At 74.0% G+C, this 23,334-nt stretch carries 15 protein-coding genes; 12 read left to right on the forward strand and 3 right to left on the reverse strand.

Annotation, left to right across the window (positions count from 1 at the left end; all coding sequences use genetic code 11):
- Window positions 1–2: 2 nt before the first annotated feature.
- On the reverse strand, window positions 3–3,644 hold the full coding sequence (locus ABFY03_RS24960) for a nitrate reductase subunit alpha (protein WP_346170891.1): 3,642 nt from the start codon (window positions 3,642–3,644) through the stop codon (window positions 3–5).
- Window positions 3,645–3,783: 139 nt separating this feature from the next.
- On the opposite strand from ABFY03_RS24960, the gene ABFY03_RS24965 reads away from it, so the two are divergent.
- Window positions 3,784–4,524, forward strand: coding sequence for a YwiC-like family protein (locus tag ABFY03_RS24965; RefSeq protein WP_346170892.1), 741 nt, complete (start codon window positions 3,784–3,786; stop codon window positions 4,522–4,524).
- Between the two features lie 7 nt (window positions 4,525–4,531).
- Here ABFY03_RS24965 and ABFY03_RS24970 read toward each other — a convergent pair whose 3' ends face one another.
- Window positions 4,532–7,186, reverse strand: coding sequence for a lysylphosphatidylglycerol synthase domain-containing protein (locus tag ABFY03_RS24970; RefSeq protein ID WP_386723599.1), 2,655 nt, complete (start codon window positions 7,184–7,186; stop codon window positions 4,532–4,534).
- A gap of 161 nt (window positions 7,187–7,347) precedes the next feature.
- Between ABFY03_RS24970 and ABFY03_RS24975 the strand changes: the two genes are divergently transcribed.
- The 7 genes from ABFY03_RS24975 to nudC all read left to right on the forward strand — a co-directional run bounded on the left by ABFY03_RS24975 (window position 7,348) and on the right by nudC (window position 19,208).
- On the forward strand, window positions 7,348–7,740 hold the full coding sequence (locus ABFY03_RS24975; RefSeq protein WP_386723598.1) for an MGMT family protein: 393 nt from the start codon (window positions 7,348–7,350) through the stop codon (window positions 7,738–7,740).
- Window positions 7,741–8,093: 353 nt separating this feature from the next.
- Window positions 8,094–11,501 (forward strand): ATP-dependent helicase, encoded by a 3,408-nt coding sequence (locus ABFY03_RS24980; protein ID WP_386723597.1) that lies wholly within the window; start codon window positions 8,094–8,096, stop codon window positions 11,499–11,501.
- A gap of 169 nt (window positions 11,502–11,670) precedes the next feature.
- Window positions 11,671–12,438, forward strand: a complete 768-nt coding sequence (locus ABFY03_RS24985; RefSeq protein ID WP_346170894.1) for a LolA-like protein — start codon at window positions 11,671–11,673, stop codon at window positions 12,436–12,438.
- Window positions 12,439–12,511: 73 nt separating this feature from the next.
- Window positions 12,512–13,324, forward strand: a complete 813-nt coding sequence (locus ABFY03_RS24990; RefSeq protein ID WP_319009690.1) for a hypothetical protein — start codon at window positions 12,512–12,514, stop codon at window positions 13,322–13,324.
- 106 nt (window positions 13,325–13,430) lie between these two features.
- Entirely contained in the window at window positions 13,431–16,775 is a 3,345-nt protein-coding gene (locus tag ABFY03_RS24995) for an ATP-dependent helicase (RefSeq protein WP_346170895.1), read from the forward strand.
- A gap of 10 nt (window positions 16,776–16,785) precedes the next feature.
- The gene (locus tag ABFY03_RS25000) at window positions 16,786–18,204 is read left to right on the forward strand and encodes a dipeptidase (protein ID WP_346170896.1); all 1,419 of its coding nucleotides are present in this window, start codon (window positions 16,786–16,788) and stop codon (window positions 18,202–18,204) included.
- Window positions 18,205–18,260: 56 nt separating this feature from the next.
- The gene (gene nudC / locus ABFY03_RS25005) at window positions 18,261–19,208 is read left to right on the forward strand and encodes an NAD(+) diphosphatase (protein WP_319009687.1); all 948 of its coding nucleotides are present in this window, start codon (window positions 18,261–18,263) and stop codon (window positions 19,206–19,208) included.
- A 65-nt stretch (window positions 19,209–19,273) separates the two neighbouring features.
- Here the strand turns inward: nudC and ABFY03_RS25010 are convergent, their stop codons facing one another.
- Window positions 19,274–19,528, reverse strand: coding sequence for a mycoredoxin (locus ABFY03_RS25010; RefSeq protein ID WP_037881113.1), 255 nt, complete (start codon window positions 19,526–19,528; stop codon window positions 19,274–19,276).
- Window positions 19,529–19,724: 196 nt separating this feature from the next.
- On the opposite strand from ABFY03_RS25010, the gene ABFY03_RS25015 reads away from it, so the two are divergent.
- The 4 genes from ABFY03_RS25015 (at window position 19,725) to ABFY03_RS25030 (ending at window position 23,326) form a co-directional block, all read left to right on the forward strand.
- Window positions 19,725–21,941 carry an ATP-dependent DNA helicase UvrD2 gene (locus ABFY03_RS25015; RefSeq protein ID WP_346170897.1) on the forward strand — a complete coding sequence of 739 codons (2,217 nt, stop codon included), beginning with the start codon at window positions 19,725–19,727 and terminating at the stop codon, window positions 21,939–21,941.
- 175 nt (window positions 21,942–22,116) lie between these two features.
- On the forward strand, window positions 22,117–22,431 hold the full coding sequence (locus ABFY03_RS25020; RefSeq protein ID WP_031013887.1) for a hypothetical protein: 315 nt from the start codon (window positions 22,117–22,119) through the stop codon (window positions 22,429–22,431).
- 170 nt (window positions 22,432–22,601) lie between these two features.
- Window positions 22,602–22,970 (forward strand): WhiB family transcriptional regulator, encoded by a 369-nt coding sequence (locus ABFY03_RS25025; protein ID WP_031013886.1) that lies wholly within the window; start codon window positions 22,602–22,604, stop codon window positions 22,968–22,970.
- The gene (locus tag ABFY03_RS25030) at window positions 22,967–23,326 is read left to right on the forward strand and encodes a hypothetical protein (RefSeq protein WP_319009685.1); all 360 of its coding nucleotides are present in this window, start codon (window positions 22,967–22,969) and stop codon (window positions 23,324–23,326) included. Before ABFY03_RS25025 ends, ABFY03_RS25030 begins: the two co-directional genes overlap by 4 nt.
- Window positions 23,327–23,334: the final 8 nt, after the last annotated feature.

A 23,334-nucleotide genomic window follows, 5' to 3' on the forward strand; every position in this document is an offset into this window, starting at 1 on the left:
GTTCAGTACTCCACCTTCTGGTCGCGGCGGCGGATCACCGTCACCTCGTCGCGCTGGTTGCCGGTCGGGCCCAAGTAGTTGAAGGCCCAGGTCAACTGGGCGTAGCCGCCGACGAGATGGGTCGGCTTGAGCATCACCCGGGTGAGCGAGTTGTGGATGCCGCCCCGGCGGCCGGTCTTCTCGGTCTTCGGGACGCCGACCGTGCGCTCCTGGGCGTGGTTCATGTAGACCGTGCCGGCGGGCATCTTGTGGGACACGATCGCGCGGGCGGTGACCACGCCGTTGCGGTTGACCGCCTCGATCCAGTCGTTGTCCGCCACCCCGATGGCCTCGGCGTCCTGCGGGGACATCCAGATCGTCTGCCCGCCCCGGCCGAGCGTCATCATGTACAGGTTGTCCTGGTACTGGGAGTGGATCGCCCACTTGTTGTGCGGGGTGAGGTACCGCACGGCGACCTGCCGCCCGTCCGTCGACCCCAGCTCCGGCTCCCCGTACAGCCGGTGCATGTCGAGCGGCGGCTTGTAGACGGGCAGCGCCTCGCCGACCTCGTGCATCCAGTCGTGGTCGAGGAAGAAGTGCTGGCGGCCGGTGAGCGTGTGCCAGGGCTTGAGGTGCTCGGTGTTGACGGTGAAGGCGGTGTAGCGGCGGCCGCCGGACTCGCTGCCCGACCACTCGGGCGAGGTGATGACGGGGACGGGCCGGGCCTGGGTGTCGGCGAAGGTGATCCGCTTGCCCTCGGCCTCGGCGGCCAGATGGGCCATCGCCTGTCCGGTGCGCTTCTCCAGCTTCTCGAAGCCCTGGGTGGCGAGCCGCCCGTTCGACGTGCCGGAGAGGGAGAGGATCGCCTCGCAGGCCCGCCGCGCGGTGTCCAGGCGCGGTCGCCCGTCCGCGATCCCGCCCCTGACCAGGCCGTTCTTGGCGCCGAGGTACGCGACCTCCTCGTCGACGTCGAAGGTGATCGCCTTGGTCGTCACCCCGAGCCGGTCGACCAGCGGGCCGAGCGCCGCGAACTTCTCGCCGACGGCCCCGTAGTCCCGCTCGACCACCGCCAGGTTGTACATCGTGCGCCCCGGGACCGGCTCGCACTCGCCCTTCGACCAGTCGAGCGCGACCCCGCCGGGCTGGGCCATCTCGCCGCCCGGGGTGTCGTGCTGGAGCGCGGTCGCCACCAGGTCCTTCCTGACCCCGAGGTGCTCCTCGGCGAGCTCGCCGAAGCGGCGGGCGAGGGCGAGGAAGGCGTCGTAGTCGGAGCGGGCCTGCCACGGCGGGTCCACGGCCGGGGTGAAGGCGTGCAGGAAGGGGTGCATGTCGGTCGAGGACAGGTCGTGCTTCTCGTACCAGGTGGCGGCGGGGAGCACCACATCGGACAGCAGCGTCGTGGACGTCATCCGGAAGTCCATGGAGAGCAGCAGGTCGAGCTTGCCCTCGACGTCCTCCTCCCGCCACCGCACGTCCCTCGGCGAGCAGCGCGGCCCGTCCTCCGGGAGGTTGGAGTGGGTGCCGAGGAGGTGCTTGAGGAAGTACTCGTTGCCCTTGGAGGAGGAGCCGAGGAGGTTGGCCCGCCACACGTTGAGCACCCGGGGCCAGTTCCCCGGCGCGTCCGGGTCCTCCCCGGCGAAGCCGAGCGTCCCGTCCTTCAGCGCCCGCACGGTGTCGGCGACCGGGTCGTCCTGGGCGCCGAGCTCCAGCGGGTTGCGGTCGAAGGTCGGGTACGAGGGCATCCAGCCCATCCGCGCCGACGCGGCCAGGCAGTCGGCGCCCGTCATGCCCGCGAAGCGGCCCGCGCCGAGCGGCGAGGCCAGCGACGCGGCCGGCAGGGTGTCGTACCGCCACTGGTCGGTGTGGAGGTAGAACCAGCCGGCGCCGATCATGTGCCGGGGCGGCCGGCCCCAGTCGGAGGCGCTCGCGAGGGTCGCCCAGCCGGTCACCGGCCGGCACTTCTCCTGGCCGACGTAGTGGCCCCAGCCGCCGCCGTTGCGCCCCTGGCAGCCGGTGAGCGTCAGCAGGGCGAGGAAGGCCCGGTAGATGGTCTCGGAGTGGAACCAGTGGTTGGTGCCCGCGCCCATGAGGATCATGCAGCGGCCTCGGGAGCGCTCGGCGGTGTCCGCGAACTCCCGTGCGACGCGGGCGGCCTGGGCGGCCGGGACGGAGGTCAGCGTCTCCTGCCAGGCGGGGGTGCCGGGCTGCGCGGCGTCCTCGTACGACTCCGGCCACGTGCCCGGCAGGCCGGGGCGCCCCACCCCGTACTGGGCGAGCAGCAGGTCGTACACGGTGGTGACGAGGCGGTCGCCCAGCCGCCGCACCGGGACGCCCCGCCGCAGCACCTCGCCCTCCTCGTCGAAGCGCGGCAGCACCACCTCGGCGGCCTCGCCCTCGCCGAGGAGCGAGAGCCGGGGGCGCACTCCTCCGAGGTCGAGGTTCCAGTCGGGCTCGCCGCCGGTGCCCCAGCGGTGGCCGAGGGTGCCGTTCGGGACCACGGGCTCGCCGGTGGCGTCGTCGACGAGGACGGTCTTCCACTCGGCGTTCTCGACGTCCCGGCCGAGGTCGGCGGCGGTCACGAACTTCCCCGGGACCAGCCCTTGTCCGCTCTCCGTCAGGGTGATCAGGAACGGCAGGTCGGTGTAGGTCCGCACGTAGTCCGCGAAGAACGGCGTCTCCCGGTCGACGAAGAACTCCTTCAGGACCACGTGCCCCATCGCCAGGGCCAGCGCCCCGTCCGTCCCCGGGTGGGGGTGCATCCACTCGTCGGCGAACTTGGTGTTGTCCGCGAAGTCGGGCGAGACGGTGACGACCTTCTGGCCCCGGTAGCGGGCCTCCGTCATCCAGTGCGCGTCCGGCGTGCGCGTCACCGGCACGTTCGAGCCCCACATCAGCAGGTAGGCCGCGTCCCACCAGTCGCCCGACTCCGGCACGTCCGTCTGGTCGCCGAAGACCTGCGGGGAGGCCACCGGCAGGTCCGCGTACCAGTCGTAGAAGGAGAGCATCGGCGCGCCGATGAGGGAGTGGAAGCGGGCGCCGGCCGCGTGCGAGGCCATCGACATCGCCGGGATCGGCGAGAAGCCGGCCACCCGGTCCGGTCCGTGCTCCTTGATGGCGTGGACGTGCGCGGCGGCGGCGATCTCCACCGCCTCCGGCCAACTCGCGCGCACCAGCCCGCCCTTGCCCCGGGCCTGCTGGTAGGTGCGGCGGCGCACCGGGTCGCGCTGGATGTCCGCCCAGGCGAGCACGGGGTCCTTCAGGCGCTTCTTCGCCTCCCGGTACATCGCGAGCAGGGTGCCCCGGACCATGGGGTGCCGGACCCGGGTGGGGGAGTAGCTGTACCAGGAGAAGGAGGCGCCCCGGGGGCAGCCGCGCGGCTCGTACTCGGGCCGGTCGGGGCCGACGGACGGATAGTCGGTGGCCTGGGTCTCCCAGGTGATGATCCCGTCCTTGACGTACACCTTCCACCGGCACGAACCGGTGCAGTTGACGCCGTGGGTGGAGTACACGACCTTGTCGTGGCTCCACCGGTCCCGGTAGAACGACTCGCCCTCGCGGCCACCGGTGCGGTGCACCGTCCGCAGGTCCTCGGAGACCTCGGAACGGGAGAAGAACCTCCCCGCCCGGAGGAGGATCTCGGCGGCGTCCGGCTGCTCCTGCTGCACGTCAGGCTCCTTCACGACGAACCGGTTCAGCAGCTCGACCCTAGGTCGGGCGGAGCGGCCGGAACGGGGGCCGATGGTCCCGTGCGGGGGTGACCAAATCCCGCATTTGTCCCGGGGCCCGGTGTGTGAGGCTGGCCGGGTGAGCGTTGTCCGACGGTGGATACCGAACCAGCACGGAGCCTGGGCCATGCTCGTCGTGCCCTCTCTCGCGGGAGTCCTCATCGGCTCCCCCTCCTGGCCCCAACTCCCCCTTTTCGTCGCGTGGTTGCTCGCCTACTGCGCCGTCTTCCACGCCGAGCAGTGGGTACGGCTCCGACGCGCCTCCCGCAACCCCCGGGCCGCCGCACGCCACCGGCGCCCCGCCCTGGTCCTCGGAAGCGCCACGACCGCCTTCGGCCTGCCGCTGCTGGTGGCCGAGCCGTGGCTCGGGATCGCGGCCGCCCTGGCGGCACCGTTCCTCGCGGTGAACGTCCTGTACGCCCGCCGCAACCGGGAACGGGCCCTCGTCAACGGCCTCGCGGCCGTCGTCCCCGCCTGCGGGATGCTGCCGGTCGCCCTCCGCCTCGGCGGCGGCACGGTCGCCGACGGCCTCGCCCCGGCGGCGGCCTGTCTGCTGTACTTCGCCGGCACAGTCCCGTACGTGAAGACGATGATCCGCGAGCGGAACTCGCAGGCGTACCGGTGGGGTTCGGTCGCCTACCACGCGGTGGCGCTGGTGGCGGCGGCCCTGCTGGACCCGTGGCTCGCCCTCCCCTTCGCCGTCTACCTCGCCCGCGCCGCCGTCCTCCCCGGCCGGGGGCTCAGGGTCCCCGTGGTGGGCGCGGTCGAGGTCGGCTGCTCCGTGCTGCTGCTCGGCTTCCTCGTCGGCGTGTACGGCTGACGCCGGACTACAGCGCCTGCCGCTTCGTCAGCCAGTTGAAGCAGATCCAGCCCGGCAGGACCGGGATCCACAGGGTCAGCAGGCGGTAGAGGAGGACCGCCGGGGTGGCGACGTCGATGGGCACCTCGCCCACCGTGACGAGACCGCCGATCAGCGCGCCCTCGACCGCGCCGACGCCGCCGGGGGTGGGGGCCGCCGACCCGAGCGCGTTGCCCGCGAGGAAGACCACGGCCACGCTCGCGAAGCTGTACGACACGTGGCCGTGCCCGAAGGCGCGGATCGACGCGTCGAGGCAGAGGACGAACGCGCCGGTCAGCAGCAGCATCCCGCCGATGCCGGTGGCCAGCTTCATCGGCCGCTGGAGCACGTCCAGCATGCGCGGCACCACACCCGCGAACAGCGAGCGCAGCCGGGTCGAGACGAACTTCCGCATGAACGGGATCGCCGTCATCACCAGGACCAGCACCGCGACCGTCAGCAGGCCCGCGATGACCGTCCTCGACGGGGTGAACGACTGCGACTTCTCCGTGCCCGTCAGATAGCCGAAGAGGAGCAGCAGCAGGATGTGCGCCCCGAGCCCGAAGAGCTGCGAGGCGCCGACGCTCGCCACCGCGAGCCCCGGCCGCACCCCCGCGCGCTGGAGGAAGCGGGTGTTGAGGGCGACGCCGCCGACCGCCGCCGGGGCGACGATCTTCACGAACGAGCCGGCGACCTGCGCCACCACCGTCCGCCAGAAGCCGACCCGCTCCGGCACGAAGCCGAGCAGGCTCATCGCCGCCGCCACGTAACTGAGCGCGGAGAACAGCACCGCCGCCGCCACCCACCGCCAGTCCGCCTCGCTGACCGTGGACAGCGGCGTCCGGGCGATCTGCGAGAGCAGGAAGTAGGCGGCGACCGCGCCCGCGATCATCGAGATCAGCGTCCGGGGCTTGATCCGCTCCAGCCGGACCGGCTCCACCGGCGCCTGCGGCCGGATCAGCAGCACCTGCCGGCGGATCTGCGCCAGCAGGTCCTCCTCGCGGGCCTCGTCCAGGGCCTCGTCGAGCGCCCGCTTCTCCGCCTTCTTGTCGGCCTTCTTCTCGGCCTTCTCCGCCTTGGGGTCGGCGCCGGGCGCCGGAAGGCCCGCGTGCGCGGCCGCCTTGGCGTGCTCCCGCTCCTTCTTGGCCGCCTCGGAGGCCGCCAGGACCGCCTCCCGCTCCCGCTGCGAGCGCTCCCGCGCCAGCCTCCGCAGGGTGGCCCGGGTCGAGCGGCTCAGCGCGATCGGCTGGAGCAGCGGCAGACAGTCCGCCACCGCGTCCGGGCCCAGCACCTCCACGGCCGCCGCCACCGCCCGCTCCGCCCCGACCCGCAGGCCCAGGGTGGTCAGGAACTGGGCGATGTCCATCCGCAGCACCAGATCGCCGGCCGCGATCTCGCCGCCGCGCAGGTCCGTCAGGAAGACCCGGTCGGAACGGTCCACCAGGATCGCGTCGCCCGACAGCCTGCGGTGCGCGATCCGGCGCGACTGCAGCGCCCTCACCTGCCGCCACGCGCTCCGCACCAGCTCGTCGGTGATCTCGTCGTCGTCCAGCGAGTCCAGGCTCCGCCCGCCGATGTGCTCGTACACGAGCATCACCGCGTCCGGCCCCAGCTCCGAGGTGGCGATCAGCTTCGGCGCGTTCGCCCCCGCCGCGATCGCCGCGTACGCGAGCAGCGCCTCCTGCTCCAGCGCCTGCCGGAGCGGGACGATCGAGCGGCGGGTGGTCACCGTCCGCAGGGTGATCCGCCGCCACAGCCGGTAGAAGAAGCCGTGCGCCTGCTGCTCCCGGTCGACGACCGTGACGTCCAGCGGCGGCCCCTCCTCCAGGGTCACGATGTACCGGCGGCCCCGGTCACCGCTCTCCGCCGTCTCCGGCACCTCCTCCGCGCGCAGCGCCGTCACCGGCCGGAAGCCGACCCGGCGCAGGCCGGCGAGGAGGGTCTGGCCGGTCGGCCGCACGTTCGGGGAGCCGACCGCGTACAGCGTGCCGTACGCCACGGTCCAGCCGATGAGCACGGTGAGGATGATCGAGAAGGCGGTGGTGTAGCCGGCCACCAGCATGGTGAAGGCGTCGATCAGCAGCACCGCCCAGAGCGAGAACCGCCAGCGCGGTCTGCGGGCCATGCCGACGGCCGTCATGTACGCGATCACCGGCGCGAGGTAGTTGTGCACCGGGTCGGTCAGCCCGCCGCCGCTCGCCGCCTGGGTCAGCGCGTCCTGGATGGTGTCCGGCGCGGCCTTCGCCACCCACAGGTCGGTCGCCAGCGTGACGCCGTGCGCGAGCACCGCGGCGAGCACGCCGTCGGCGATCCGCAGCCCGTCCCGTTTCACCAGGCGCTCGATGGCGAACGCCACCGGCAGGACCAGGATCGCGATCGACGAGACCAGCCCGGCGATCTTGACGAAGACGTCGGGGGCGCCGACCGCCCCCTTGTTGATGTCCTGCTCCAGGCCGGAGGTGGTGCCGTGGGCGAACGCGGCGATGGCGAGGACGACGGCGATGGCCAGCACCCCGGCCAGCAGACGCATCAGATCGGAGGGCCGGTGGACACGGGCGGCGAGCAGCGGCTCGTCGCCGGAGACCCGTTCGGGCATGTCGGGCCGAGCCTCACCGGGAGGCTGTGTGTCCTGACCCATCACCATGTCCGTCTCTGCGTCGTCTCTGCGGGTACATCCGTCGGTTCGGCGTGCGACTGCCGCTGTCGATCTCGTCTCACCAGTCACCGCCCGGACGATGGTGGCACGAAGAGCCGCCCGGCGGAGGCATCAGGGCCATGTCGGTGGGGTGAGGCAGGATGGGGCGGATGAGGCTGGAGGGACCCGTGGGAGAGACCGGAGCGAGCGGAGCGGACGGCTCCGGACCGGCGGGCGAGCTGCCCCCGTACGCGGAGGCGGTGCTCGACGTCGCCGACCGCATCCCGCCGGGCCGGGTGATGACCTACGGCGACGTCGCGGAATGGCTCGGCGAGGGCGGCCCCCGCCAGGTCGGCCGGGTGATGGCCCTCTACGGCGGCTCCGCCCCGTGGTGGCGGGTCGTCCGCGCGGACGGCGCCCTGCTCCCCGGGCACGAGCTGCGGGCCCTCGGCCACTACCGCGACGAGGGCACCCCGCTGCGCGAGCGCGGCCCTGCCGCCGGGGACCACGTACCGAGGATCGACATGCGCCGGGCCCGGTGGGACGGCACCGAAGCGGAATGACCCGCGCACGGAGCGGCGCGGGGGACGGCGCCACGCGCGCGTGCGGGATCTCACACCCGCCCGTGCCGCCCTGGTGGCGCCGGGAACCCCGGCCGTCCGGTCCTGGAGACCGGGGCCCGCGACCGCCCGGTTTCGCGTAACGTCGACGGGCACGGCGCCCGCGGCGACCGGTCCGACGGCTTCCGCGGATCCGACGGATTCGGCGGATCGGGCGCAGGTGCGGACAGGTGTACGGGACCCGGCACGCGCGCGTACGCGCACCCGGCTCCGTACCCCTCGCCGCACCTCCGCCGTCACCGGCACCGCCCGCACCGCCCGCACCACCTCACCACCGACCAGGACCGGCCAACCACGTGAGCTCCTCCTCCACCACCCGGCCGACGCCGCCGCACCAGGGACAGCCGTACCCGGGTGCGGGCCGGCCGCGGACCCCCGGCGCGTACCGGCTGGTGCGCACGGCCCCGGCCCCGGTGGATCCCCCTCAGCTGGACGCAGCCCAGCGGGCGGTGGTTGAGCACGACCGGGGACCACTTCTCGTCCTCGCCGGACCCGGCACCGGCAAGACGACCACGCTGGTCGAGGCCGTCGCCGCCCGCATGGAACGCGGTGCCGACCCCGAGCGGATCCTCGTCCTCACCTTCAGCCGCAAGGCCGCCGTCGAACTCCGCGACCGGATGGCCACCCGGCTCGGTGGCCGGCGCCCGCCGCAGGCCACCACCTTCCACTCGTACTGCTACGCCCTCATCCGCGCCCACCAGGACGCCGAGCTCTTCGCCGAACCGCTCCGGCTGCTCTCCGGCCCCGAGCAGGACCTCGCCGTCCGCGAACTCCTCGCCGGCCAGATCGACCTCGAACGGGCCGGGCTCGGCGGCGTCCGCTGGCCCGACGAACTCCGCGCCTGCCTCACCACCCGCGGCTTCGCCGACGAGGTCCGCGCCGTCCTCGCCCGCTCCCGCGAGCTGGGCCTCGGCCCCGACGCGCTCCGCCGCTTCGCCGAACGCGTCGGCCGTCCCGACTGGAAGGCCGCCGCCGGCTTCCTCGCCGAGTACCTCGACGTCCTCGACCTCCAGGGCGTCCTCGACTACACCGAGCTGGTGCACCGGGCCGTCCTGCTCGCCGAGCACGTCACCCTGCCCGCGTACGACGCCGTCTACGTCGACGAGTACCAGGACACCGATCCCGCCCAGGTCCGGCTCCTCACCGCGCTCACCGGCGGCGGCCGGAACACGGTCGTCGCCTTCGGCGACCCCGACCAGTCGATCTACGCCTTCCGCGGCGCCGACGTGAACGGCATCCTCGACTTCCCCGCGGCCTTCGGCGGCGCCCCCGTCCGGGTCCTCGGCACCTCCCGCCGGGCCGGCGCCGGCCTCCTCGCGGCCACCCGGCAGCTCACCCAGCGGATGCCGCTGAGCCGCCTGCCCGCCGCCGCGGTCCGCGCCCACCGCGACCTGTCGCCGGTACGGGACGGGGGCCGGGCCGAGGCGTACACCTACCCCACCGCCTCCGCCGAGGCCGAGAACATCGCCGACCTGCTGCGCCGCGCCCACCTGGAGGACGGCGTCCCCTGGCACGCCATGGCCGTCCTCACCCGCGCCGCCGCCGTCCTCCCCGCCCTCCGCAGGGCCCTCACCTCGGCCGGCGTCCCCGTGGAGACCGACGCCGCCGACACCCCCCTCCGCCACGAACCGGCGGTGGCCCCCCTGCTGCTGGCCCTGAGAGCGGTCGCCACGGCGGTCGGGCCCACCCGTTCCGCAGGGGCGGAACGGGTGGGCACGACCCCCGACGGCGCCGCACCGGCGCCCGAGCCCGCACCGGACGAGACGCCCGCACGGCCCGGGCCCGAGCCCGCACCGGACGAGGCGCCCGCGCCGGACGAGACGCCTTCGCCCTGGCTGGACGTCCAGACCGCCCTGGAGCTGCTCGCCTCGCCGCTCGCCGGCATCGACCCCGCCGACCTGCGGAGGCTCGGCCGCGCCCTCCGGGAGGAGCACCGCGCCGCGGGCGACAAGCTCCCGCCCCCCTCCGACGTCCTCCTCGCCCGCGCCCTCGCCGAGCCGGAGCGCCTCGCCGCGCACGACCCCGCCTACGCCCGCGGCGCCCTCCGCCTCGGCCGTCTCCTCCAGGAGGCCCGCGCGCTGCTCGCCGCCGGTGGCACCGCCGAGGAGGCCCTGTGGGTGCTGTGGAACGGCACGCCCTGGCCCGCCCGCCTGGAACGCGCCGCCCTCCGCGGCGGTCCCGCCGGCCGCAACGCCGACCGGGACCTCGACGCCGTCTGCGCCCTCTTCGAGACCGCCGCCCGCGCCGAGGAACGGCTCGGCGGCCGCGGCGTGCTCAACTTCCTCGAAGAGGTCGACGCCCAGGACATCGCCGCCGACACCCTCACCCGCCGGCACACCCGCCCGGACGCCGTCCGGCTGATGACCGCGCACCGCTCCAAGGGCCTGGAGTGGAGCCTCGTCGTCGTCGCCGGAGTCCAGGAGGGCCTGTGGCCGGACCTGCGCCGCCGCGGCTCGCTCCTCGAAGCCGACCGCATCGGCCGCGACGGCCTCGCCGAACCGCTCACCCCCGGCGCCCTCCTCGCCGAGGAGCGCCGCCTCTTCTACGTGGCCGCCACCCGCGCCCGCGACCGGCTCGTCGTCACCGCCGTGAAGGCCCCCGCCGACGACGGCGACCAGCCCTCCCGCTTCCTCGCCGAACTCGGCACCGAACCGAAGGAGGTGCCGGGCCGGCCCCGCCGCCCGCTCGCCGTCTCCGCGCTCGTCGCCGAGCTGCGCGCCACCACCGTCGACCCGGACGCCTCGCCCGCGCTCCGGGACGCCGCCGCCCGCCGGCTCGCCGCACTGGCCGCCCTCACCGACGAGGACGGGCAGCCGATGGTCCCGGCCGCCCACCCGGACCGCTGGTGGGGCCTGCACGAGCCCACCCGCTCCGCCGTGCCGCTCCGCGACCGGGACCGGCCCGTGGCGCTCTCCCCGAGCGCCCTGGAGAACCTGGCCGCCACCTGCTCGCTCCAGTGGTTCCTGGGCCGCGAGGTCAAGGCCGCCGAACCCGCCTCCGCCGCGCAGGGCTTCGGCAACGTCGTCCACGTCCTCGCCGACGAGGTCGCCTCCGGCCGCACCCCCGCCGACCTCGACGTCCTGATGGCCCGCCTCGACACCGTGTGGGACGCGCTCGCCTTCGACGCCCCCTGGAAGTCCGAGCAGGAGAAGGCGCACGCGCGCGTGGCCCTCGAACGCTTCCTGAGCTGGCACGTCATGGACCGCGGCGGCCGCACCCCGGCCGCCTCCGAGCACGGCTTCGACGTCACCCTGGAGGCGGGGGAGTACCAGGTCCGCATCCGCGGCTCCATGGACCGGGTCGAGACCGACGAGGAGGGCCGCGCGTACGTCGTCGACTTCAAGACCGGCAAGTCCGCCCCCACCCGGGACGAGGTCGCCCACCACCCGCAGCTCGCCGTCTACCAGCTCGCCGTCCGCGAGGGGGCCCTCGACGAGGTCTTCGGCGGGCGCCGCCCCGAACCCGGCGGCGCCGAACTCGTCCAGCTGCGCCAGGCCGCGCCCAAGAAGGAGGGCGGCGACGCGCTGCCCAAGGTGCAGGCGCAGCAGCCGCCGGAGGGCGAGTGGATCGGCGACCTGCTGGCCACCGCCGCCGGCCGGGTCCTCGACGAGCGCTTCACCCCGACGACCGGCGCGCACTGCGCGACCTGCTCCTTCCGCGCCGCGTGCAGCGCCCGCCCCGAGGGCCGACAGGTCGTCGACTGAGCCGGCGGGGCGGGAGAGTGACGCGAGTCACGTTCCCGGTTGCGCATCCTTTGTCCACCCCGGGTCGTCACTGCTTGCGCGGCACCGCATAAGGTCCGCGTGAAGGAAACCTGTGAATATTCGCTTTCGAACACATCGAAGCGCATCGAACACGCTGAGGAGTACGCGCATGAGGGCCAACCGGAAGCTCTGGGCCGCCGCGACGATCTGCCTGGCCGTCGTCGCCGGCGTCTCGGGCTGTGGCAAGGGCGACGACAAGCCCGCCGACCCCTTCGCGGGCCTCTCCGCCGACGCGATCGCCGACAAGGCCGTCGAGGCCACCAAGTCCGCCACCGCCTTCCGCATGAGCGGCAGCGGCACGGACGAGGGCACCGAGATGAAGGTCGACTTCGCCGTCGACGACAAGGGCAACTGCAAGGGCTCCATGGAGACCGGCAAGGGCGGCAAGGCCGAGATCGTCGGCACCGGCGGCACCAGCTACATGAAGGGCGACGACGCCTTCTGGAAGTCCTCCAGCGGCGAGGAGGGCTCCTCCGACGCGGAGGCCGGTGCCATCTCCACGCTGCTCAAGGGCCGCTGGATGAAGATGCCGGCCGGCGAGGAGGGCCCCGGCGCCTTCTGCGACCTCAAGTCCATCACCAAGGACATGGACGAGGACACCCCCCGCAAGGGCACGACCCGTGAGGCCGACGCCGACGTCGACGGCACCCCGGCCGTCGTCCTCAAGGGCAAGGCCGACTCGAAGGGCGAGACCTCCACCCTGTACGTGGCCAAGGACTCCGCCAAGCCCTACATCCTCCGCGTCGTCACCACCGGTGGCGAGGAGCCCGGCACGGTCACCCTCGCCGACTACGACAAGCCGGTCACCGTCACCGCCCCGCCGGCCGACCAGGTCGTCGACATGGAGCAGCTCATGAAGGCCGGCTCCGGCAGCTGACCCGGCGCTGAGTAGCGGCCACGCGCGCGTGGGGCGACCCTGGTGAAAGGGTCCGGGGGGCGAGGAGGCTCGTATGAGGTCCCAGTCCAGCCACCGGAAGCTCCGCGCCGCGGCCGTCGTCTGCGCGGCCGTCGCCGTCGCGGGCCCCGCTCCGGCGGCGGCCTGGGCGGCGACGGCGTCGCCCGGATCCGCCCCGGCCGCCGCGGCCCCGTCCCCGGACCCCTTCGACGGGCTCACCCCGGCCCGGATCGCCGACCGGGCCGTCGCCGCCACCCGCTCCGCCGACTCCCTGCGCATGACCGGCGAGGTGGTCACCGAGGGACAGCACCTCGACGTCGACTTCTCCGTCGACGACCAGGGCTCCTGCCAGGGCCGGATCGGAGTCGACGACGGCTCCGCCGAACTCCGCCGGCTCGACGACATCACCTATATGAAGGGTGACGAGGAGTTCTGGCGGATCTCGATGACCTCCCAGGGCGTACCCGAGAACCAGATCGCCCCGATCATCGAGCTCGTCAAGGGCCGCTGGCTCAAGATCGCCCCCGGCCAGGCCGGCAGCGGCGACCTCGGCGAGGTCTGCGACCTCGACTCCCTCCTCGACGGCCTCGGCCGCGACCCGGAGGACCGGCGGGGTCTCACCCGCGGTCCCGACCGCGAGATCGACGGCACACCCGTGGCGACCCTGGTGAAGAAGGACGGCGACGAGACCACCACCGTCTCCGTCGCGCAGGAGGGCAAGCCGTACATCCGCCAGGTCGTCAGGACCGGTGGCGAGGAACCCGGCAGGATGACGCTCTCCGACTTCGACCGCCCGGTGAAGGTCACCGCCCCGCCCGCCGACGAGACCGTCGACCTCTCCCGCCTCGACCCCGGCACCCCCGCCTGACCCGCCGGAGGGGCGCCCCTGCCCCGGAGGCCGCCCGCGGTCAGGAAACCGCAGGTGAGAACCGTGCGGGGCGGGAATGTCCGACCGCCCGGTTAGCCTCTTCAGGGTGACCGCGCACCTCACCGACCCCGAGCAGCTCAAGGAGCTCCTCGGCATCCCCTTCACCCCGGAGCAGACGGCCTGCATCACCGCGCCGCCCGCCCCGCAGGTCATCGTGGCCGGAGCCGGCTCCGGCAAGACCACGGTGATGGCGGCCCGGGTGGTGTGGCTGGTCGGCACCGGGCAGGTCGCCCCCGAGCAGGTCCTCGGCCTCACCTTCACCAACAAGGCCGCAGGCGAACTCGCCGAGCGCGTCCGCACCGCCCTCGTCCGGGCCGGCGTCACCGACCCCGACCCGGTCGACCCCGAGAACCCCCCGGGCGAGCCCCGCATCTCCACGTACCACGCCTTCGCCGGGCAGCTCCTCACCGACCACGGCCTGCGCATCGGCCTCGAACCGACCTCCCGGCTCCTCGCCGACGCCACCCGCTTCCAGCTCGCCGCGCGCGTGCTGCGCGAGGCCCCCGGTCCGTACCCGGCGCTCACCAAGTCCTTCCCGACCCTCGTCGAGAACCTGCTCGCGCTCGACGCCGAACTGGCCGAGCACCTCGTCGACCCCGCGGACCTCCTCGCGTACGACGCCGAGCTGCTCACCGCCCTCGCCGACGCCAGACTCACCAACGACGACCTGCGCAAGCTCCCCGAGACGGCCACCGCCCGCCGCGAACTCACCGCACTCGTCAGCCGCTACCGCGCCGCCAAGCGCTCCCGCGACCTCCTCGACTTCGGCGACCAGATCGCCCTCTCCGCGCGGCTCGCCACCACCCGCCCCGAGGTCGGCGCGATCCTCCGCGACGAGTTCCGGGTCGTGCTCCTCGACGAGTACCAGGACACCTCCGTCGCCCAGCGGCTCCTCCTCTCCGGCCTCTTCGGCCAGGGCACCGGCCATCCCGTCACGGCCGTCGGCGACCCCTGCCAGGCCATCTACGGCTGGCGCGGCGCCTCCGTCGCCAACCTCGACGACTTCCCCGCCCACTTCCCGCACGCCGACGGCACCCCCGCGCGCCGCCAGTCCCTCTCCGAGAACCGGCGCAGCGGCGGCCGCCTCCTCGACCTCGCGAACGGCCTCGCCACCCCCCTGCGCGCCATGCACGCGGGCGTGGAGGCGCTGCGCCCCGCACCGGGCGCCGAGGCCGACGGCACCGTCCGGATCGCCCTCCTCCCCACCCACGGCGAGGAGATCGACTGGCTCGCCGACTCCCTCGCCCACCTCGTCCGCACCGGCCGCGAGCCCGGCTCCATGGCCGTCCTCTGCCGCACCGCCGGCGACTTCCCCGCCATCCAGGCCGCTCTCGTCGCCCGCGGCGTGCCCGTCGAGGTCGTCGGCCTCTCCGGCCTGCTCCACCTCCCCGAGGTCGCCGACCTCGTCGCCGTCTGCGAGGTCCTCCAGGACCCGGGGGCCAACGCCGACCTGGTCCGGCTCCTCACCGGCCCCCGCTGGCGCATCGGCCCCCGCGACCTGGCCCTCCTCGGGCGCCGCGCCCGCCTCCTCGTCCACCGCGGCGACGCCGGCGCCGACGCCGACCCGGGGCAGCGGCTCGCCGCCGCCGTCGAGGGCGTCGACCCCGCCGAGGTGGTCTCGCTCGCCGACGCCCTCGACACCTTCCTCGACTCCGCCGGCCACCCCGACGACGGCCTGCCCTTCTCCGCCGAGGCCCGGGTCCGCTTCGCCCGCCTCGCCGCCGAGCTCCGCTCGCTGCGCGCCTCCCTCGCCGACCCCCTCATGGACGTCCTGCACCGGGTCCTCTCCGTCACCGGCCTGGAGGTCGAGCTGTCGGCGTCCCCGCACGCCCTCGCCGCCCGCCGCCGGGAGACCCTCGGCAACTTCCTGGACGTCGCCGCCGGCTTCGCCTCCCTCGACGGCGAGGCCGGCCTCCTCGCCTTCCTCGGCTTCCTCCGCACCGCCGTCCAGTTCGAGAAGGGCCTCGACAACGCCCTCCCGGGCGGCGAGAACACCGTCAAGGTGCTCACCGCGCACAAGTCGAAGGGCCTGGAGTGGGACGTCGTCGCCGTTCCCGGCCTGGTCGCCGGCCAGTTCCCGTCCGCCCGCGCACGCGAGTCCTGGACCTCCCAGCCGCAGGTCCTCCCGCACGCCCTGCGCGGCGACGCGGCCACCCTGCCGGACCTCGACGCCTTCACCGCCGCCGCGATGAAGTCCTTCAAGGCCGCGATGACCGACCACCAGCACACCGAGGAACTCCGCCTCGGCTACGTCACCTTCACCCGCCCCCGCACCCTCCTCCTCGCCTCCGCCCACTGGTGGGGCCCGACCCAGAAGAAGCCGCGGGGCCCCTCGGACTTCCTGCAGGCCCTGTACGCCCACTGCGAGCGGGGCCACGGCGACGTCGAGCACTGGGCGGAGGCACCGGAGAAGGACACCGAGAACCCCCTCCTCGCGGAGTCCACCCAGGACCTCCCCTGGCCCCTGCCGCTGGACGAGGAGGCGCTGGCCCGGCGCCGGCAGGCGGCGGAGCACGTACGCTCCGCGTTGTGGTCCCTCGCCCCGGAGAGCGGGTCGGGGAGGCCCGGCGCCCCCAGGACGGCGCCCGACCCCCGGGACCCGGACCCCGACGACCTCTGGCTGCCGGACGACCCGGCGGAGACCCCCGGCACGGTCCCGCACCCCCGGGAGCACGAGCTCACTCCGGAGGAGGCCCGCACCATCGCCTCCTGGGACCGGGACCTCGCCGCCCTCACCGCCGAGCTGCACCGCTCCCGCGCCACCACCCGGGACGTCCTCCTTCCCGCCTACCTCTCCGCCTCCCAGGTGATCCGCCTCGCCGAGGACCCGGACGGCTTCGCGCGGGAGCTGGCCCGCCCGATGCCGAAGCCCCCGCAGCCCGCGGCCCGCCGCGGCACCCGCTTCCACGCGTGGGTCGAGTCCCGCTTCGACGAGCTCCCGCTGCCGTTCCTCGGCCCGGAGGAGCTCCCCGGCGGCGAGGACTTCGCGGGCGAGCCGGAGATCGTCGACGAGCGCGACCTGGAGACCCTCAAGGAGGCCTTCGCGCGCACGCCGTACGCCCGGCGCACCCCGTACCGCGTGGAGGTCCCCGTCCACCTCACCCTCGCGGGCCGGGTGGTCCGGGGCCGGATCGACGCCGTCTACCGGGACCCGGACTCGGGCGCGTACGAGATCGTCGACTGGAAGACCAGCCACCACCGCACCGCCGACCCCCTCCAGCTCGCGCTGTACCGGCTCGCCTGGGCCGAGCAGCACGGCCTCGACCCCGAGGAGGTCGCCGCCGCCTTCGTCTACGTGCGGACCGGCGAGGTGGCCCGCCCGGCCGGGCTGCCGGGCCGGGCGGAGCTGGAGGCGATCCTGCTGGGCGGGGCACCCTCCGGCGCCGGATAGGCTCGGGACCATGAGCGAGACCCCGGACAGCGTCGTCCACCCCGTACGCGCGTACATCGAGCGGCACCGCGCCGCCTTCCTCGGCGACCTCGCCGACTGGCTGCGCATCCCGTCCGTGTCGGCGCAGCCCGAGCGGGCCGGGGACGTGCGGCGCAGCGCCGACTGGCTCGCCGGGGCCCTGAAGGACACCGGTTTCACCACGGTCGAGGTCTGGGAGACCGACGGCGCCCCGGCGGTCTTCGCCGAGTGGCCCTCCGACGACCCGGACGCGCCGACGGTGCTGGTCTACGGCCACCACGACGTGCAGCCGGCGGCCCGCGAGGACGGCTGGCACACCGACCCCTTCGAGCCGACCGTGGTCGACGGGCGGATGTACGCGCGCGGGGCGGCCGACGACAAGGGCCAGGTGTTCTTCCACACGCTCGGCGTCCGCGCCCACCTCGCCGCCACCGGCCGCACGGCGCCCGCCGTCCACCTGAAGCTGCTGGTGGAGGGCGAGGAGGAGTCCGGCTCGCCGCACTTCCGCGCGCTCGTCGAGGCGCACGCCGACCGGCTCGCCGCCGACGCGGTGATCGTCTCCGACACCGGCATGTGGTCCGAGACCACCCCCACCGTCTGCACCGGCATGCGCGGGGTCGCCGACTGCGAGATCGACCTGTACGGCCCCGACCAGGACATCCACTCCGGTTCCTTCGGCGGCGCCGTGCCCAACCCGGCCACCGTCGCCGGACGCATCGTCGCCGCCCTGCACGACGCCGACGAGCGGGTCGCGATCCCCGGCTTCTACGACGGCGTGAGCGAACTCACCGAGGCCGAGCGGCGGCTCGTCGCCGAGCTCCCCTTCGACGAGGCGGCCTGGCTGCGCACCGCCAAGTCCCACGGCACCCTCGGCGAGGCCGGCCACTCGACCCTGGAGCGCGTCTGGGCCCGCCCGACCGCCGAGGTCAACGGCATCGGCGGCGGCTACCAGGGCCCCGGCGGCAAGACGATCGTCCCGGCCTCCGCCCACCTCAAGCTGTCCTTCCGGCTCGTCGCCGGCCAGGACCCGTACCGGATCGAGACCTTGGTGCGGGAGTGGCTGGCCGGGCTCGTGCCGGCCGGCGTCCGGTACGAGATCGTCTTCGGCGCCCCGACCCGCCCCTGCCTCACCCCGCTCGGCCACCCGGCCCTCACGGCGGTGGCCGGGGCGATGAGCAGGGCCTTCGACGGCGCCACCGTCCGCTACACGCGCGAGGGCGGCTCGGGACCGGCCGCCGACCTCCAGGACGTCCTGGACGCGCCCGTGCTCTTCCTGGGCATCTCGGTCCCGTCCGACGGCTGGCACGCGCCGAACGAGAAGGTCGAGCTCGACCTCCTCATGAAGGGCGTCGAGACGACCGCCTACCTGTGGGGCGACCTGCCGGCCGCCCTGCGGGCCGGCGAGCGCTGAGCGCCGGGCCGAACGCCGCAATCACTGACACCGATCCGGGGGAGTTGGAAGCACCTGTGAGCACCCTGAACAACGCGTTCGCGGACCGTCCGATCTCGCTCACCGCCCCGAGCGGGATCGACCGCGCCGCCCACCACCGCCTCGACGAGGCGTGGCTCGCGGCCGCCTGGAGCCACCCGAGCACCCGCGTCTTCGTGGTCTCGGGCGGCCAGGTGCTGATCGACGACCGCCCCGACGGCACCACCGAGCTCGTCATGACCCCGGCGTTCGAGGCGCCGATGACCGAGACCCACCGCTACTTCCTCGGCACCGACGCCGACGGGGTCTCCTACTTCGCGCTCCAGAAGGACTCGCTGCCCGGCCGCATGGACCAGTCGGCGCGCCCGGCGGGCCTGCGCGAGGCCGGCCTCCTCCTGTCGCCCCGCGACGCGGGCCTGATGACCCACGCGGTCGCCCTGGAGAACTGGCAGCGCCTCCACCGCTTCTGCTCCCGCTGCGGCGAGCGCACGGTGATCGCCGCCGCCGGGCACATCCGCCGCTGCCCGGTCTGCGGCGCCGAGCACTACCCGCGCACCGACCCGGCGGTGATCATGCTGGTCACCGACGACCAGGACAGGGCGCTGCTCGGCCGCCAGGTGCACTGGCCGGAGGGCCGCTTCTCGACGCTGGCCGGGTTCGTCGAGCCCGGCGAGTCCATCGAGCAGGCGGTGGTCCGGGAGGTCTTCGAGGAGGCCGGCGTCACCGTCGGCGAGGTCTCGTACGTGGCCAGCCAGCCGTGGCCGTTCCCGTCCAGCCTGATGCTCGGCTTCTTCGCGCGGGCCACCTCCCCGGAGATCGAGGTGGACGGCGAGGAGATCCACGAGGCCCGCTGGTTCTCCCGCGACGACCTGGAGGCCGGCTTCGCCTCCGGCGAGATCCTGCCGCCGTACGGCATCTCGATCGCCTCCCGCCTGATCGAGCTCTGGTACGGCAAGCCGCTGCCGAAGCCCGGCGACGTGGTCTAGGACGCGCGAAGGCCCCCGCTCCCGAGGAGCGGGGGCCTTTCCCGTACCCGGACGGGGCGCGGGCCTCAGACGGCGAGGGCCTGCTTGACCTGGGCCAGGCTCGGGTTGGTCATGACCGACTCGGTGCCGGCGGGGGAGACCACCAGGACCGTCGGGACGGTCTGGTTCCCGCCGTTGGCCTGCTCCACGAAGGCGGCCGACGCGGGGTCCTGCTCGATGTTGATCTCGTCGTACGCGATGCCCTCGCGGTCCATCTGGCTCTTCAGCCGGCGGCAGTAGCCGCACCACTCGGTGCTGTACATCGTCACAGTGCCCTGCATGGCCTGGCGCTCCTCTTCGGGTCGGGGGTCGTGCCGAAGGGAGAACGTACGTCATCCGGCCACCCATTCCCGCACGCCGGGTGAGCTGCGCCGCTCTCCGCCCCCGCCCGGAACGATCATGCGACGGTACGACCGCGACCTCCGGCCTGTGGACGACGCGCCGCACCGACCCCGCCCGACCTGGCAGCATGGCGGAGTGACAGCAGCAACGCACTCCCCTCTCTTCCCGGCGGTCCCGGAGACCGCGGACGCGGTGCTCGACGGGCTCGACCCGGAGCAGCGCGAGGTCGCCCTGGCCCTGCGCGGCCCGGTCTGCGTCCTCGCGGGCGCCGGCACGGGCAAGACCCGGGCGATCACCCACCGGATCGCCTACGGGGTGCGGACCGGCGTGCTGCAGCCCGCGAGCGTGCTCGCCGTCACCTTCACCAACCGCGCCGCGGGCGAGATGCGCGGCCGGCTCCGCCAGCTCGGCGCGGGCGGCGTGCAGGCCCGCACCTTCCACTCGGCGGCCCTCCGACAGCTCCAGTTCTTCTGGCCGAAAGCGATCGGTGGACCCCTGCCCCGGCTCGTCGAGCGCAAGGTCCAACTGGTCGCCGAGGCCGCGGCCCGCTGCCGGATCCGGCTCGACCGGAACGAGCTGCGGGACGTCACCTCGGAGATCGAATGGGCCAAGGTCACCCAGACCGTGCCCGCCGACTACCCGGCGGCGGTCGCCCGCGCCCGCCGGGACTCCCCCCGCGACCCGGCCGAGATCGGCCAGCTCTACGCGATGTACGAGCAGCTCAAGGGCGAGCGCTCGGTGATCGACTTCGAGGACGTGCTGCTGCTCACCGTCGGCATCCTCCAGGACCGCCCCGACATCGCCGAGCAGATCCGCCGCCAGTACCAGCACTTCGTCGTCGACGAGTACCAGGACGTCTCCCCGCTCCAGCAGCGTCTCCTGGAGGAGTGGCTGGGGGAGCGGGACAGCCTCTGCGTGGTCGGCGACGCCAGCCAGACGATCTACTCCTTCACCGGCGCCACCCCCGACCACCTGCTGGACTTCCGCACCCGCCACCCGCACGCGACCGTGGTCAAGCTGGTCCGCGACTACCGGTCCACCCCGCAGGTCGTCCACCTCGCCAACGGCCTGCTCGACCAGGCCGGCGGCCGGGCCGCGGAGCACCGCCTGGAGCTGGTCTCGCAGCGCGAGCGCGGCCCCGAGCCGGTCTACACCGAGTACGGCGACGAGCCCGCCGAGGCCGAGGGCACCGCCCGCCGGGTCCGCGACCTGATCGCCGCGGGCGTCCCGGCCGGCGAGATCGCCGTCCTCTACCGGATCAACGCCCAGTCGGAGGTCTACGAGCAGGCCCTCGCCGACGCCGGCGTCCCCTACCAGCTGCGCGGCGCCGAGCGCTACTTCGAGCGCCAGGAGGTGCGGGAGGCGATCGCCGCCCTGCGCGGCGCGGCCCGCTTCGGGTCGAACGACTCGCTCCTGGACGGAGCCGAGGACCTGCCGGCCCAGACGCGGGCGGTGCTTTCCGGCCACGGCTGGAGCAGCCGCCCGCCGGCCGGCTCCGGCGCGGTCCGGGACCGCTGGGAGTCGCTCGCCGCGCTCGCCCGGCTCGCCGACGACTTCGCCGCCGCCCGCCCCGGCGCCACCCTGGCCGACCTGATCGCCGAACTGGACGAGCGGACCGCCGCCCAGCACGCACCCACCGTCCAGGGCGTCACCCTCGCGTCCCTGCACGCCGCCAAGGGCCTGGAGTGGGACGCCGTCTTCCTGGTCGGCCTCACCGACGGCATGATGCCGATCACCTACGCCAAGACGGACGAGCAGATCGAGGAGGAGCGCCGCCTCCTCTACGTGGGCGTCACCCGCGCCCGCGTCCACCTCACCCTCTCCTGGGCGCTCTCCCGCTCGCCGGGCGGCCGCCCCGGCCGCGTCCCCAGCCGCTTCCTCAAGGGGCTCCGCCCCGGCTCCGGCAGCCGGGCCGCCGGCCACGGTGCCACCGGCGGCGGCATCGAGCGGGGCGGCCCGGGGGGCCCGTCCGCCGGGACCGCCCGCCGCCGCGCGCGCGGCCCGGTCCGCTGCCGGGTCTGCGGCGCCACCCTCACCGAGGCCGGCGCCATGAAACTGCTCCGCTGCGAGGACTGCCCCTCCGACATGGACGAGGGCCTGTACGAGCGGCTGCGCGACTGGCGCGCCGGCCGGGCCCGCGAGCTCGGCCAGCCCGCCTATTGCGTGTTCACCGACAAGACGCTCATGGCGATCGCCGAGCGGGTCCCCGCCTCCGGCGGCGAACTCGTCGTGATCGCCGGCGTCGGCGCGCGGAAGCTGGACCGGTTCGGAGCCGACGTTCTCGCCATCTGCGCGGGTGAAGACCCGGAAGTCGCAGGTGAAGAGGGTGTAAGGGGCGCTGGGGACGACTGATCGAAACTCGTGGGAAAAATAGTTTGCGCCCGCCCCGTCAAGCCCCATAGGTTCTTAACCACGCAACAGCGGCTTCTTAAGAAGCGCTGTCTCGTGCTGTACTTGTCCAAATGAACATCGAGAGCCCGGCTCGCACCCGAGCTCTCCGAGACGCCGAGAGGAGGCGATTCCAGTGATCAGCAACATCAACAGCAACACCGTCGTCAGCACCGCCAAAATGACCGATCGCTCGGTCGTCTCCGCCTGCTCGCTCGGCTTCTCCGCCGTTGAGCTCCTTGGCAGCGGTCTGCCCGTCACCGGTCTGTCCGGTCGTGGCATGGCCGTCATCGAGCGCACCGAGCGACCGACCAAGGCACGGGTGGCTGAAGAGGGCAAGGCCGGATTCACGGCCTATGGCTTCGCGGCAGCCGGTGCCGGCAAGCAGCAGACGACGCAGCACCACACGATGTGGGCCTTCCGTGGGCTCGAACCCTGGAGTGATCCAGCCTGACCTGATCAGGCCGGCGCCTTCAGGGCCGCGGAACCCCACCCGGGATCCGCGGCCCTTCTGTTTGTCCCCGAACGGGGACGGCGGAGCGAAGGGGCCTCGGGACAAGCAACCCCGGTACCAGCCGAAGACCCGGCCCACCGGCCGGAACGACCAGACGAGGAAAGACACCCGTGCAACTCGAAGCGCACGCCCCGTCCGTACCGCCTTCCGAAACGATCCCCCCGTCCGGCCTCACGGAGGACCACGCCTTGACCCCCCTGACATCGCTCACCGCGCTCGACGACGCCATCGAGAACCTCGGCGTCCCGGTTCCCTGCCGGGCCTACGACCCGGAGGTCTTCTTCGCCGAGTCCCCGGCGGACGTCGAGTACGCCAAGTCCCTCTGCAAGACCTGCCCGCTGGTCGCGGCCTGTCTCGCCGGCGCCAAGGAGCGCCGTGAGCCCTGGGGTGTCTGGGGCGGCGAGCTCTTCGTCCAGGGCGTGGTCGTCGCCCGCAAGCGGCCCCGCGGCCGCCCGCGCAAGAACCCGGTCGCGGCATGACCGCCCTCACCTGGGAGGCACCCCACAAGGCCCCCAGGCGAACCGGAACGATCGACCATCCCCTCACGCACGATCCCCAGAAGCAGGCCCCGATGACCACGTCCGCCACCGAGCCCCTCCGCTCCGCTACCCCCGACTTCTCCCCCGCCGGCGCCCCCGCGCTGCGTCAGAACAGGACCCGAGACATGCAACTCATCCCAGAAGCCCTGGCCCGTGCCCATATGCACGAGCGACAGCGTGAGGCCGAGGCGGAACGTCAGGCCGTGCGCCTGATCGCCGCCCGGCGCATGCAGCGCCGCGCCGAGCGCGTCTCGCTGCGCGCCCGCCGCGCGCTGGCCATGGCCGTCATGCACTGAGCGCCCCA

It is taken from the genome of Streptomyces roseofulvus, from assembly GCF_039534915.1.
GTDB classification, from domain to species: Bacteria; Actinomycetota; Actinomycetes; order Streptomycetales; family Streptomycetaceae; genus Streptomyces; species Streptomyces roseofulvus.